The following is a 12,651-nucleotide window of genomic DNA, read 5'->3' on the forward strand; positions in this document are numbered from 1 at the left end:
CCGCCGTGACGACCGCCGTGACGACCGCCGTGATGACCGCCGTGATGACCGCCGTGGGGACGACCGCGGGGGCTTCCGCGGCCGCGACGACCGCGGCGGACGCGGGCCCCGTCGGGACGACCGTGGCGACCGTCCGTCCTTCCGGCGTGACGGCGACCGGCGCGACGGTGACCGGGGCGGTTTCCGCGGCCGGGACGACCGGCGTGGGCCCGGCCGGTTCCGTGAGGAGCGGGACCGGGACAGGGAGCCCATCAAGCGGCTGCCGATCCCCGAGGACGTCACCGGCGACGAGATCGACAAGGACGTACGGCAGGAGTTGCAGAGCCTGCCCAAGACGCTCGCGGACGACGTCGCCAGGAACCTGGTGATGGTCGCGCGGCTCCTCGACGAGGACCCCGAGGGTGCTTACGGCTACTCCAGGGTCGCGCTGCGGCTGGCCTCGCGTGTCGCCGCCGTGCGGGAGGCCGCCGGGTTCGCCGCCTACGCCAACCAGAAGTACGGCGAGGCGCTGGCCGAGTTCCGGGCCGCCAAGCGGATGACCGGGAACATCGACCTGTGGCCCGTCATGGCCGACTGCGAGCGCGGGCTCGGGCGGCCGGAGAAGGCGCTGGACATGGCCGGGGCGCCCGAGGTGCACAAGCTCGACAAGGCCGGGCAGGTCGAGATGCGGCTCGTCGCGGCCGGCGCGCGGCGGGACCTGGGGCAGCTGGACGCGGCCATCGTGACGCTGCAAAGCCCGGAGCTGGCCGCGAACTCCGTGCAGCCGTGGACCGCGCGACTGCGGTACGCCTACGCCGACGCGCTGCTTGCCGCCGGGCGGGAGAGCGAGGCGCGGGAGTGGTTCGCGAAGGCCGTCGAGGCCGACCGCGACGGCAGCACCGACGCCTCGGACCGGCTTGCCGAGCTGGACGGCGTGGAGTTCGTCGACGCCATGGCCGAGGACGCGGACGATGAGGTCCGGGCTCCGGCTCCGTCCGAGGAGAGCGTGGACAAGGACGACGACAAGCACGACGACGAGGACGGCGACCAGGACGACAAGGACTGACGTCCGTCGAAGGAGGGGCTGGATCCCGGCCGTGAGGCCCGGGGCCCGCCCCTTCGTCATGCCGTCACCGGCTTCGCCCCGTCAGAGGTCCAGCGCCCGCAGCACCAGGCCCGTGGCCGGCTTGGGGCCGAACGACGTCGACTTGCGGGGCATCGTCACGCCTTGGCGGGCGAGGTCGCGGACGACCTCCTCGCGGACCGGGTGCATCAACACGGCCGTTCCGCCGTCGCGTTCCGCCTTCTCCACCGTGGCCGCCGTGTCGTGGATGTAGGCGATGTGGGCGGGGGAGTCCTCGGGGATGCGCCAGACGTGTTCCAGGAGCGTGGCGTGCAGGACCGTCGCGTCCAGGGTGCGCCAGGCTTCGGGGCGGTCGGCGGGGACCGTGCGGGCCAGCAGGCCGGGGTCCGGCTGGTCGACGAGGTGGAAGGCGCCGTCCCCGGCCAGCAGGAACGCGTTGCCGGCGCCGGCCGCGTCGGCCAGGGCGTCCAGGGCCTCGGGGAGGGGGACTTCGAGCCGGCGTACGCGGAAACGGCCCTTCAGGGCTGCGACGGCGTCGCCGACCGGCAGGTCGTGCAGCAGCCGGTGGATGGCGCGGACCCGGAGCGGGTACCGGGCCGTGTCGATGAGGAGGACCAAGCCGTGGTCCCACGGGCTGGGCGAGGGGTGCTCCGTGCGGAGGCGGCGGTAGGTCGCCCAGCGGTGGTGGCCGTCGGCGATGAGGGCCTGGTGCCGGCCGAGGCCGGTCCGGATCGTGGCCAGGTCCTCGGGAGAGGTGACCGACCACAGCCGGTGGTGGAAGCCGTCCTCCGTGGTGGTGGCGAGGAGCGGAGGCTGTTCGACGGTGCGCTCGATCAGGTCGGCCGTGGCAGCCGTCGCGTCATCGCCCCGGTAGGTGAGCAGGAGGGGTTCGAGGTTGGCCGAAGTGGCGCGCATGAGGGCGGCGCGGTCGGCCACGATGTGCGGCATGACGTCCTCGTGCGGCAGCACCACCTGCTCGGCGGGGTCGGACACGCGCAGGGCGCCGATGATGCCGCGCTGCAGCATGCCGTCGCCGTCCCGCTGCTCGTAGACGTAGAGACCCGGTTCCGGGTCGGTGGTCAGGACGCCCTCGGACAGCCAGCGGCGCAGGGTGTCGGCGGCCTGTTCGTTGCGGGCGCTGGGCGTGGCGGCCTGCGGGAGGATCAGTCGGACGATGTTGTGCGGGTCGGCGGCCTCAAGGTGGTGCAGGCCGTCGGGGCGCACCACGACGTCGTACGGCGGAGAGGTGACGGCGGCTAGGCTGCCGACCCGGTCGGGGTCGTAACGAAGGCCTCGGAACGGGGTGAGTTCCAGGCCTCGGTGCGCCGTTGCCTCCGAGTGACCTGCTGTATTCATCCCGGCATCGTACGGCTGTCAGTGGCATGGGGGATGATCGGGGGAAAGCCGTCGAACGAGGAGCGATGCGGGATGAGCCGGAGCGTCAGGACGAGGCCCGAGGGCAGTGGGCAGGCCCTGAGCGAGGCGTACGACACGGCGCTGCTCGATCTGGACGGTGTCGTGTACGCGGGCGGGAGCGCGATCGCGCACGCGGTCGAGTCGCTGGCCCGGGCCCGGGAGGGCGGTATGCGGCTCGCGTACGTCACGAACAACGCGCTGCGGACGCCGGACGCCGTGGCCGGGCACCTGACGGAGCTGGGGATACCGACGGGCGCGGAGGACGTCATCACCTCGGCGCAGGCGGTCGCGCGGCTGATCAGTGAGCAGGTGCCGCAGGGCGCCCGGGTGCTGGTGATCGGCGGTGAGGGGTTGCGGGTCGCGCTGCGCGAGCGCGGGCTGGTGCCGGTGGAGTCCGCGGAGGACGATCCGGCGGCGGTGGTACAGGGGTTCGGCGGGGCCGATCTGCCGTGGGGCCGGTTCGCCGAGGCATCCTACGCGGTGGCCCGGGGCGTGCCGTGGTTCGCGTCCAACACCGACCTGACCATTCCGAGCGGTCGGGGGATCGCGCCGGGCAACGGCGCCGCGGTGGAGGTCGTCCGGATCGCCACGGGCGCCGAGCCGCAGGTGGCGGGCAAGCCGCTGCCCCCGATGCACCGGGAGACGATCCTGCGGACCGGCGCGCAGCGGCCGCTGGTGGTGGGAGACCGGCTGGACACGGACATCGAGGGCGCGTTCAACGGGGGCGTCGATTCGCTCCTGGTCCTGACCGGTGTCACCGACGGCGCGCGGCTGCTGGCCGCGCCTGCGCAGCACCGGCCGACGTATGTGGACGCGGATCTGCGCGGGATGCTCGGCCCTCAGCCGGAGGTCGTCGAAGCGGGCGAGGGCGCATTCCGGTGCGGTGGCTGGAGGGCGACGTCCGGTGCGGACCGGCTGGAGATCGACGGGGAGGGTGAGGCTCTGGACGGGCTGCGCGCGTTGTGCGCCGCGGCGTGGACGGCAGCCGGTGAGGGTGGGTGTGGGCTGGACGGAGGGAAGGCGCTGGCGCGGCTGGGTATCTGAGCGCCTGTCAGCGTCCGGGCCGGGCACCCGGGGAGGGGCCCGGAACCGAATCTTGCTCGAATGCGAGGGTAGGCTAACCTAACCAGCGTGTTGGTCGAGAGTCCCCCTGAACAGCGCGCGGAGAGCGCCCCCGCGCCCCCGACCCGACGGGCGGTGCGAGTCTTCGGGCTGCTCCTGGCCGTCGCGATCCTGGTACTCGTCGCGCTGGCGAGTATCGCGATCGGTGCGAAAGAGCTGTCCCTCGGCCAGGTCTGGCACGGCCTGTTCGAGGACTCGGGGACCTATGGGGACGTCGTGGTGGCGGAGCGGCTGTCGCGGACCGTGCTCGGGCTGCTCGCGGGCGCCGCGCTCGGCCTGGCCGGGGCGGTCCTGCAAGCCCTCACGCGCAACCCGCTGGCCGACCCGGGTCTGCTCGGCATCAACGCCGGTGCGTCCGCCGCGGTCGTCACGGCCCTTACGTACTTCGGGGTCACCTCGCTCAGCGGCTACGTGTGGTTCGCGTTCTTCGGCGCTGCCGCGGTCGGGGCGCTGGTGTGGTTCCTCGGCGGCAGCCGGGGGGCGACACCGGTGCGGCTCGCGCTCGCCGGCACGGCCATCAGCGCCGCGCTGTACGGCTACCTCCAGGCTGTGATGATCATGGACGAGGCGGCGCTCGGCAAGATGCGCTTCTGGACGGTCGGTTCGCTGGCCTCGGCGACCGACTCGACCATCACGCAGGTCCTGCCGTTCCTGCTGACCGGCACGGTCCTGGCACTGGCGCTCGCCCGGCCGCTCAACGCGATGGCCATGGGCGACGACACCGCCAAGGCCCTCGGCGCCGACCTCAACCGCACGCGGGCGCTGTCCATGCTGGCCGCGACCGTGCTGTGCGGGGCCGCGACCGCCGCGTGCGGGCCGATCGTGTTCGTCGGGCTGATGGTGCCACACGCCGTGCGTTCCTTCACCGGGCCCGACCTGCGCTGGATTCTGCCGTACGCGGCGATCCTGTCGCCCGTGCTGCTGCTCGGAGCCGATGTCATCGGCCGGATCGTGGCCCGGCCCTCGGAGCTCCAGGTGGGCATCGTCACCGCGATCCTCGGCGGTCCGGTGTTCATCTTTCTCGTACGACGGCGGAGGACGGCGCAGCTGTGAAGACCACCAACCGTGCCGTGCGGACGCCGGGCGGCCTCTCAATACGTCTGGACGCGCGGGCCGTCACCGTCGTGCTCCTGCTGATCCTCGCGGCGCTCGTGGCGAGTGTCGTGCTCATCGGCACCGGCGACTTCCCGATCCCGGCGGCCGACGTGCTGCGGACGCTGGTCGGCGAGGGCAATCCGGGCCAGGAGTTCATCGTCACCGAGCTGCGGCTGCCGCGGGTCCTCGTCGGGCTGCTGGTCGGCGCCTCGCTCGGACTGGGCGGGGCCCTGTTCCAGGCCATCTCCCGCAATCCGCTGGGCAGTCCGGACGTGCTGGGTCTCGGGCAGGGGGCGACGGCCGGCGCGCTCGTGGTGATCGTGCTGGGCTCCGGGAGCGCCAACCAGGTCGCGGCCGGGGCGCTGGTGGGCGGCCTGGTGACCGGACTCGCCATCTATGTGCTCGCCTGGAAGCGGGGTGTGCATGGCTACCGGCTGGTCCTGGTCGGTATCGGCGTCTCCGCGATCGTCACGGCGGTCAACGGCTACCTGCTCACCAAGTCCGACATCGTGGACGCCGCCCGCGCGGTCGTGTGGATGACCGGGTCCCTCGACGGCCGGGACTGGGACCAGGTGTGGCCGCTGCTCGCGCTCACCGCCGTCCTGGTGCCGCTCGTCCTGGTCAACGCGCGCGGGCTGCGGATGATGGAGATGGGCGATGACGTGTCGTACGCCCTCGGGGTGCGGGTCGAGCGCGTACGGCTGCTGCTGATGGTGGCGGCCGTGCTGCTCACCGCGTCCGCCACCGCCGCGGCCGGTCCCGTCAGCTTCGTCGCGCTCACCGCGCCGCAGCTGGCCCGGCGCCTGACCCGCTCGCCCGGGCCGAACCTGCTGCCCTCGCTGTGCATGGGCGCGGCGCTGCTGGTCGTCGCCGACTGGGTCTCGCAGCGGGCGTTCGGCGCCGAGCAGCTGCCCGTGGGCGTGGTCACCGGTGTGCTCGGCGGGGTCTACCTGCTCTGGCTGCTGGTCAGCGAGCGCAGGGCGGGCCGGATATGAGCGCAGGGGTGGAGAAGAGCACCAGCGGACTGAACAACCAAGGGAGCACCGTGAACCGCCTGTCCGCCGAGAACGTCACCCTCGCCTACGACCAGCGGGTCATCGCGGAGCGGTTGTCGGTGGCGATACCCGACAACTCCTTCACCGTGATCGTGGGCCCCAACGCGTGCGGCAAGTCGACACTGCTGCGGGCGCTGTCGCGGATGCTCAAGCCGAGCGAGGGCCGGGTGCTGCTCGACGGGCAGGTCATCCAGTCGATGCCCGCGAAGAAGGTCGCGCGGACCCTCGGGCTGCTGCCCCAGTCGTCCATCGCGCCCGACGGCATCACGGTCGCCGACCTGGTCGGCCGCGGCCGCTACCCGCACCAGGGCATCCTGCGCCAGTGGTCGGCCGAGGACGAGCGCGTCGTGCAGGAGTCCATGCGGCAGACCGGCGTGGCCGAACTCGGCGACCGCTACGTCGACGAACTCTCGGGCGGCCAGCGCCAGCGCGTGTGGATCGCCATGGCGCTCGCCCAGCAGACACCGCTGCTCCTCCTCGACGAGCCGACGACATACCTGGACATCCAGCACCAGATCGACGTCCTGGATCTGTGCGCGGAGCTGCACGAGGAGCAGGGGCGCACGCTCGTCGCCGTGCTGCACGACCTGAACCACGCCGCCCGCTACGCCACCCACCTCATCGCCCTGCGCGAGGGCCGGGTCATCGCCGAGGGCGCGCCGAAGGACATCGTCACGGCCGGACTGGTCGAGGAGGTCTTCGGGCTGCGCTGCCAGATCATCGACGACCCGGAGACGGGCACGCCGCTGGTCGTGCCGGCGGCCCGCAAGGCCCGCGCCGGGCACACGGGCGGGTGGGCCGCGGCTACAGAAGCTTCCTGAGCTGGAGCAGGTCCCGCACACCGGCGTGCAGCTTCACCCGGCCCGAGCCCCAGGCCTTGGCGAAGTTCAGCTCGCCGCCCACCAGGGCCACCAGGTCGTCGCCGGTCATGACGAGTCTGATCTCGGCCTTGCCCGGCGGCGGCCCCGGCACGGTGTCGTGCACCTCGATCCGCCCGCCGCGCATCCGGCCGGTGAAGGTGATGTCGAGGTCCGTGATGTGGCAGCTCACCGAGCGGTCCAGGGCCGCGGCGTCGCGGACGTCCCCTTCGGCGCGCTGCATGTTGTCCGAGAGCTTGTCGAGTGCGCTGCGGCACTCCTCGATCGTGGCCATCGCGATCGACGGTACCGCAGCGGTTCGCGGTAGCGTCGTGGCATGGACGACGCAGTTCCCGGGACCCCGCCGGCGGCGGAGGACGAACCGGCACACGACCCCGCCGCCCCGGCCCCCCTGAACGTGCCCCGCACGCCGACCGGTGACGCCGGCGTGGACGCGGCCCTGGACCGGCTCGGCGACGCGGACCACCTCGCCACGGACGGGCATCTCGAGGTGTACGAGGATGTACACCGGGGGCTGCGCGACGCGCTCACCGCGCTCGACGTACGCCCGGGACCTCCGGCTCCCGCCCGTCACCCGACCACCACCCCTCAACGAGACCCTTCGGGTCGCCCCCTCTGATCGCCGCCTGGACCTAGGAGCTGAACCGAACGTGGCAGGAGTCGCACGACGCCGTCTGGACGCGGAGCTGGTCCGCCGGAAGCTCGCGCGCTCGCGCGAGCACGCCGCGCAGCTGATCGCCGCGGGCCGGGTCTCCGTCGGCAAGACCGTCGCGACCAAACCCGCCACGCAGGTGGAGACCGCGGCCGCGATCGTGGTGGCCCAAGACGACAGCGACCCCGACTACGTCTCGCGCGGCGGCCACAAGCTGGCCGGCGCGCTCGCGGTGTTCGGTCCGCAGGGGCTGGCCGTCCAGGGGCGCAGGGCGCTCGACGCCGGCGCGTCCACCGGCGGTTTCACCGATGTCCTGCTGCGGGCGGGCGCCGCGCACGTCGTTGCCGTGGACGTCGGATACGGACAACTCGCGTGGTCCCTGCAGAAGGATGAACGCGTCACCGTCAAGGACCGTACGAACGTACGCGAGTTGACGCTTGAAGCGATCGATGGGGAGCCAGTGGATCTTGTCGTGGGGGATCTGTCCTTCATCCCGCTCGGGCTGGTCCTGCCCGCTCTGACGCGGTGCGTGAAGCCGGACGCCGACCTGGTGATGATGGTCAAGCCGCAGTTCGAGGTCGGCAAGGAGCGCCTCGGCAGCGGGGGAGTGGTCCGCAGCACCCAGCTGCGGGCCGAGGCGGTGCGGGGGGTGGCCGAGAAGGCCTGGGGGCTGGGGCTCGGGGTGAAGGGCGTGACGGCCAGTCCGCTGCCCGGGCCGTCGGGGAATGTCGAATACTTTCTGTGGCTGCGGTCCGGGGCACCGGAACTGGACCCGGCCGAGGCAGACCGTGCAGTGGCGGAGGGGCCGCGTTGACCGAGAACCGAGCTCGTACTGTTTTCCTGCTCGCCCACACGGGGCGGCCCGCCGCCGTGCGCAGTGCCGAGCTCGTCGTGAAGGGGCTGCTGCGCTCCGGTCTGGGGGTGCGCGTCCTGGAGGCCGAGGCGCGCGACCTGCCCCTGCCGGCCGAGGTGGAGCTGGTCAAGGAGGCCACTCCGCAGTGCCTCGACGGCTGTGAGCTGCTGATCGTGCTGGGTGGTGACGGCACGCTGCTGCGCGGTGCCGAGTTCGCGCGGGCGTCGGGTGTGCCGATGCTCGGCGTCAACCTCGGGCGCGTCGGGTTCCTCGCGGAGGCCGAGCGGGACGACCTCGACAAGGTCGTCGACCGGGTGGTCACCAAGGCGTACGAGGTCGAGGAGCGGATGACCGTCGACGTCGTCGTGCACCGCAACGGTGACATCGTGCACACGGACTGGGCGCTGAACGAGGCCGCCGTGCAGAAGGTGTCCGCCGAGCGGATGCTGGAGATCGTCCTGGAGATCGACGGGCGTCCGGTGACGGGGTTCGGTTGCGACGGAATCGTGTGTGCGACGCCCACGGGGTCGACGGCGTACGCCTTCTCGGCGGGCGGGCCGGTGGTGTGGCCGGAGGTCGAGGCGCTGCTGATGGTGCCGATCTCCGCGCACGCGCTGTTCGCGAAGCCGCTCGTGACGTCGCCGGATTCTGTGTTGGCTGTGGAGGTTCTGCCCCACATTCCGCCGGGTGTGCTGTGGTGCGACGGGCGGCGGACGGTCGAGTTGCCGCCCGGGGCGCGGGTGGAGGTGCGGCGGGGGGCTGTGCCGGTGCGGCTGGCGCGGCTGCATCACGCATCTTTCACGGACCGGCTGGTGGCCAAGTTCGCGCTGCCGGTCTCCGGGTGGCGGGGCGCACCTCATTAGGGGTGGCTGCTCGTCCTCGGCGGGCGCGGGTGCTCTGTGGCTCGTCGCGCAGTTCCCCGCGCGCCGAGGGGCCGATCACCACTCTCGTGGGTGACAGGGGCGGGCCGGTCGCACTCGCAGGCTCGGACCTCGTAAGGTCGTGTCCGTGTTGGAGGAGATGCGGATACGGTCGCTGGGCGTGATCGACGATGCTGTCGTCGAGCTGTCGCCCGGGTTCACCGCGGTCACCGGTGAGACGGGTGCGGGCAAGACCATGGTGGTCACCAGCCTGGGATTGCTGCTGGGCGGGCGGGCCGACCCGGCGCTGGTGCGGATCGGGGCCGGGAAGGCCGTCGTGGAGGGGCGGATCACCGTCCCCGGGGACGCAGCGGTCGCCGTACGCGCCGAGGAGGCCGGGGCCGAGCTCGACGACGGGGCCCTGCTGATCAGCCGTACCGTCTCCGCCGAGGGGCGCTCACGGGCGCACCTGGGCGGGCGCAGCGTGCCCGTGGGCGTGCTGGCCGAGCTCGCCGACGAGCTGGTGGCCGTGCACGGGCAGACCGACCAGCAGGGGCTGCTCAAGCTGTCCCGGCAGCGGCAGGCGCTCGACCGGTACGCGGGCGACGCGGTCGCCGGGCCGCTGGCCAAGTACGGCGAGGCGTACAAGCGGCTGCGGGCCGTCGCCGCCGGGCTCGACGAGATCACCACCCGGGCCCGTGAGCGGGCCCAGGAGGCCGACCTGCTGCGCTTCGGGCTGGACGAGATCGCTGCCGTCGAGCCCCGTGCGGGTGAGGACGTGGAGCTGGCCGAGGAGGCCGAGCGGCTCGGGCACGCCGAGGCGCTGGCGTCCGCCGCCGCGGTCGCCCACGCCGGCCTCGCGGGCAACCCCGAGGACCCGGAGGGCGTCGACGCCGGGACGCTCGTCGCGAGCGCGCAGCGGGCCCTGGACGCCGTACGGTCGCACGATCCGGCGCTGGCCGCGCTCGCCGACCGCATCGGGGAGATCGGGATCCTGCTGCGCGACGCGGCCGGCGACCTGGCGGGGTACGCCGACGATCTGGACGCCGATCCGCTGCGGCTGGCGGCCGTCGAGGAGCGGCGGGCCGCGCTCACCGGGCTGACGCGCAAGTACGGCGAGGACATCGCCACCGTGCTGGCCTGGGCCGAGCAGAGCGCCGCCCGGCTGACCGAACTGGACGGCGACGACGAGCGGATCGGGGAGCTGACCGCCGAACGGGACGCGCTGCGCTCCGAACTGGGCGGGCTGGCACAGGCGCTGACCGATGCCCGGACGGAGGCCGCCGAGCGGTTCGCCGCCGCCGTGACCGCCGAGCTGGCCTCGCTCGCCATGCCGCACGCGCGCGTGTCCTTCGACATCCGGCAGACCGAGGACCCCGACGGCGTCGAGGTCGGCGGGCGTCCGGTCGCCTACGGTCCCGCGGGCGCCGACGAGGTCGAGTTGCTGCTCGCCCCGCACCCGGGTGCGCCGCCGCGGCCGATCGCCAAGGGCGCGTCCGGCGGTGAACTGTCGCGCGTGATGCTGGCCGTGGAGGTCGTGTTCGCCGGGACGGACCCGGTGCCGACGTACCTCTTCGACGAGGTCGACGCCGGCGTCGGCGGCAAGGCGGCGGTCGAGATCGGCCGACGGCTCGCGCGGCTGGCGAAGACCGCGCAGGTCGTGGTCGTGACGCACCTGCCCCAGGTGGCCGCCTTCGCCGACCGGCAGCTGCTGGTCGAGAAGACCAACGACGGGTCCGTGACCCGCTCCGGCGTCAAGGTCCTCGAAGGTGAGGACCGGGTCCGGGAGCTGTCCCGCATGCTCGCCGGCCAGGAGGACTCCGAGACGGCCCGGGCACACGCGGAGGAGCTGCTGGCGGCGGCCCGGGCGGACGGCTAGCCGGAGCGGCGCACCGGCGGTGGTGCGGCAAGGCCGGGCGGGTCACCCGATTTCACTCGTGTGGGTGACCCGGCCCGGAGCATTCCCCCGGTGCCGCGCCCCGGTGCCGCGGCGCAGGGGTTCCGGCGTTCCCGGAACACCCTTGTCTCCTGGCATCCTTGGCGGAGTACGCGTGCGAAACCGCGTCGTGACCGCCCGACCCGAACCAGGAGCCCGGCCACGTGACCCCCGTGAGCAGCCACTCACCGCATGGCCAGTTGCCGCTGCGCACCGTGCAGGTGCTGGGCGGCGGCAATGCCGCCAGTAGTGCGCATGTGCGCTCGCTGGCCGCGGGGCTCGTCGCGCGGGGCGTGAAAGTCACGGTGTGCGCCCCCTATGAGGCCGATCACGCCTACGACTTCAGCGGCGTCGGGGCCGACCACGTGCACGTGCCGCGCAGCAGCGACCCGGTGTCGGTGGCCGCGCTGCGGGCGGCCTGCGCCAACGCCGATCTGGTGCACGCCCACGGGCTGCACGCTTCCTTCCGCACCGTGCTCGCCCTCAGCGGGCGACGCGTGCGGACTCCGCTGGTGGTGACGTGGCACGACCGGGCGCACGCCGACGGCGCGCGGGCCCACATGCTGCGCGTGCTGGAGCGAAGGGTCGTGAAGGCGGCCACGGTGGTGCTGGGGACGACCTCGGCGCTCGTGGACCGGGCCAGGACCACCGGCGCGCGGGACGCCCGGCTCGCGGCCGTCGCGCTGCCCGGTCCCCGCAGGCCACGCGAGCCCGACGACCCCGACCGGCGGCGGCCCAAGGTGCGCGCCGAACTCGGCGCCATCGGACGGCCGTTGCTCATGGCCGTCGGCTCCCTGGAGCGCCACCGCGGATACGACGTGCTGCTGGACGCCGCGCGTGCCTGGCGCCGTCTCGATCCCGTGCCGCTGGTCGTGATCGCCGGAGAGGGCCCGCTGCGCGGTGAGCTCCAGGCGCGGATCGAGGAGGAGGGGCTGCCGGTCCGGCTCATCGGGCGGCGCGAGGACATCACCGACCTGCTCGCCGCGGCCGACCTCGCCCTGCTGCCGAGCCGCTGGGAGGCGCGCTCGGTCCTCGCCCAGGAGGCCCTGCACGCACGCGTGCCGCTCGTCGCGACGGAGGTCGGCGGTATCCCCGAACTCGTCGGCGACGCGGCCGAACTCGTCCCGTACGGCGACGCGAAAGCCCTCGCCGACGCCGTCGTGCGGCTGCTCGGCGACCGGGAACGGCGGGACCTGCTGGCGGCCAAGGGCGCCCGGCAGGCCGCCGGCTGGCCGACCGAGGACGAGACGGTCGCCCAAGTGCTCAGCGTGTACGACGAGTTGACACAGCCCCGGCCGCTTCCGTAGAAGCCCTTACGACACGTGCCTGCGGGCCCGCAGGGCCAGGCTCAGGGCCAGGACCGTCTGCGGGTCGTCCAGGTCGGTGCCCAGCAACTCCCCGATGCGGGCCAGGCGGTTGTACAGGGTCTGCCGGTTCAGGTGCAGCTCGCGGGCCGTCTCCGCCTTGCGTCCCGCGTGGGCGAGGTAGGTCGTGAGGGTGGGCAGCAGCGGCGGCCGGGAGCGGCGGTCGTGCTCCAGCAGCGGGCCGAGGGCGCGGTCGACGAAGGCCGCCAGGTCCTCGTGGTCGCGCAGCCGCCACAGCAGCAGGTCGATGTCGAGGCGGCGGGCGTCGTACCAGGGCCGGTCCGGCAGGCCCTGGGCCGCCGTGGCCGTCTCGGCCGCGTGCCGCAGGCCCGAGGCCGCAGCCGGCCAGCCGCCGGC

13 protein-coding genes are annotated in these 12,651 nt (G+C 73.4%); 10 read left to right on the forward strand and 3 right to left on the reverse strand.

What is annotated here, in order from left to right:
- Window positions 1-259: 259 nt before the first annotated feature.
- A complete protein-coding gene (locus GTY56_RS30475) occupies window positions 260-1,045 on the forward strand; it encodes a tetratricopeptide repeat protein (RefSeq protein WP_161368527.1) in 786 nt (261 codons plus the stop codon).
- 81 nt (window positions 1,046-1,126) lie between these two features.
- Here the strand turns inward: GTY56_RS30475 and GTY56_RS30480 are convergent, their stop codons facing one another.
- Window positions 1,127-2,419, reverse strand: a complete 1,293-nt coding sequence (locus GTY56_RS30480) for a DUF1015 domain-containing protein (RefSeq protein WP_161368517.1) — start codon at window positions 2,417-2,419, stop codon at window positions 1,127-1,129.
- A gap of 72 nt (window positions 2,420-2,491) precedes the next feature.
- Between GTY56_RS30480 and GTY56_RS30485 the strand changes: the two genes are divergently transcribed.
- The 4 genes from GTY56_RS30485 (at window position 2,492) to GTY56_RS30500 (ending at window position 6,572) form a co-directional block, all read left to right on the forward strand.
- The gene (locus GTY56_RS30485) at window positions 2,492-3,523 is read left to right on the forward strand and encodes an HAD-IIA family hydrolase (RefSeq protein ID WP_161368518.1); all 1,032 of its coding nucleotides are present in this window, start codon (window positions 2,492-2,494) and stop codon (window positions 3,521-3,523) included.
- A gap of 87 nt (window positions 3,524-3,610) precedes the next feature.
- Entirely contained in the window at window positions 3,611-4,654 is a 1,044-nt protein-coding gene (locus tag GTY56_RS30490; protein ID WP_161368519.1) for an iron chelate uptake ABC transporter family permease subunit, read from the forward strand.
- On the forward strand, window positions 4,651-5,691 hold the full coding sequence (locus GTY56_RS30495; protein ID WP_161368520.1) for an iron chelate uptake ABC transporter family permease subunit: 1,041 nt from the start codon (window positions 4,651-4,653) through the stop codon (window positions 5,689-5,691). The genes GTY56_RS30490 and GTY56_RS30495 overlap by 4 nt, the downstream gene beginning before the upstream one ends.
- On the forward strand, window positions 5,688-6,572 hold the full coding sequence (locus GTY56_RS30500) for an ABC transporter ATP-binding protein (protein ID WP_161368521.1): 885 nt from the start codon (window positions 5,688-5,690) through the stop codon (window positions 6,570-6,572). The genes GTY56_RS30495 and GTY56_RS30500 overlap by 4 nt, the downstream gene beginning before the upstream one ends.
- Here the strand turns inward: GTY56_RS30500 and GTY56_RS30505 are convergent.
- A complete protein-coding gene (locus GTY56_RS30505; RefSeq protein WP_161368522.1) occupies window positions 6,556-6,903 on the reverse strand; it encodes an SCP2 sterol-binding domain-containing protein in 348 nt (115 codons plus the stop codon). The genes GTY56_RS30500 and GTY56_RS30505 overlap by 17 nt on opposite strands.
- 42 nt (window positions 6,904-6,945) lie before the next feature.
- Between GTY56_RS30505 and GTY56_RS30510 the strand changes: the two genes are divergently transcribed.
- The 5 genes from GTY56_RS30510 to GTY56_RS30530 all read left to right on the forward strand — a co-directional run bounded on the left by GTY56_RS30510 (window position 6,946) and on the right by GTY56_RS30530 (window position 12,237).
- A complete protein-coding gene (locus tag GTY56_RS30510; protein ID WP_161368523.1) occupies window positions 6,946-7,248 on the forward strand; it encodes a hypothetical protein in 303 nt (100 codons plus the stop codon).
- Window positions 7,249-7,279: 31 nt separating this feature from the next.
- The gene (locus GTY56_RS30515; protein WP_161368524.1) at window positions 7,280-8,095 is read left to right on the forward strand and encodes a TlyA family rRNA (cytidine-2'-O)-methyltransferase; all 816 of its coding nucleotides are present in this window, start codon (window positions 7,280-7,282) and stop codon (window positions 8,093-8,095) included.
- A complete protein-coding gene (locus GTY56_RS30520; protein WP_031112347.1) occupies window positions 8,092-8,997 on the forward strand; it encodes an NAD kinase in 906 nt (301 codons plus the stop codon). Before GTY56_RS30515 ends, GTY56_RS30520 begins: the two co-directional genes overlap by 4 nt.
- A 157-nt stretch (window positions 8,998-9,154) precedes the next feature.
- Window positions 9,155-10,873, forward strand: a complete 1,719-nt coding sequence (gene recN, locus GTY56_RS30525) for a DNA repair protein RecN (protein WP_202510956.1) — start codon at window positions 9,155-9,157, stop codon at window positions 10,871-10,873.
- A gap of 221 nt (window positions 10,874-11,094) precedes the next feature.
- Window positions 11,095-12,237, forward strand: a complete 1,143-nt coding sequence (locus GTY56_RS30530; protein ID WP_161368525.1) for a glycosyltransferase — start codon at window positions 11,095-11,097, stop codon at window positions 12,235-12,237.
- A gap of 6 nt (window positions 12,238-12,243) precedes the next feature.
- On the opposite strand, the gene GTY56_RS30535 is transcribed toward GTY56_RS30530, so the two are convergent.
- A partial coding sequence (locus tag GTY56_RS30535) for a PucR family transcriptional regulator (protein WP_161368526.1) occupies window positions 12,244-12,651 on the reverse strand: 408 nt, incomplete at its 5' end.

The sequence above is a fragment of the Streptomyces sp. SID5643 genome (genome assembly GCF_009872555.1).
In the GTDB taxonomy this organism is placed as follows: Bacteria; Actinomycetota; Actinomycetes; order Streptomycetales; family Streptomycetaceae; genus Streptomyces; species Streptomyces iakyrus.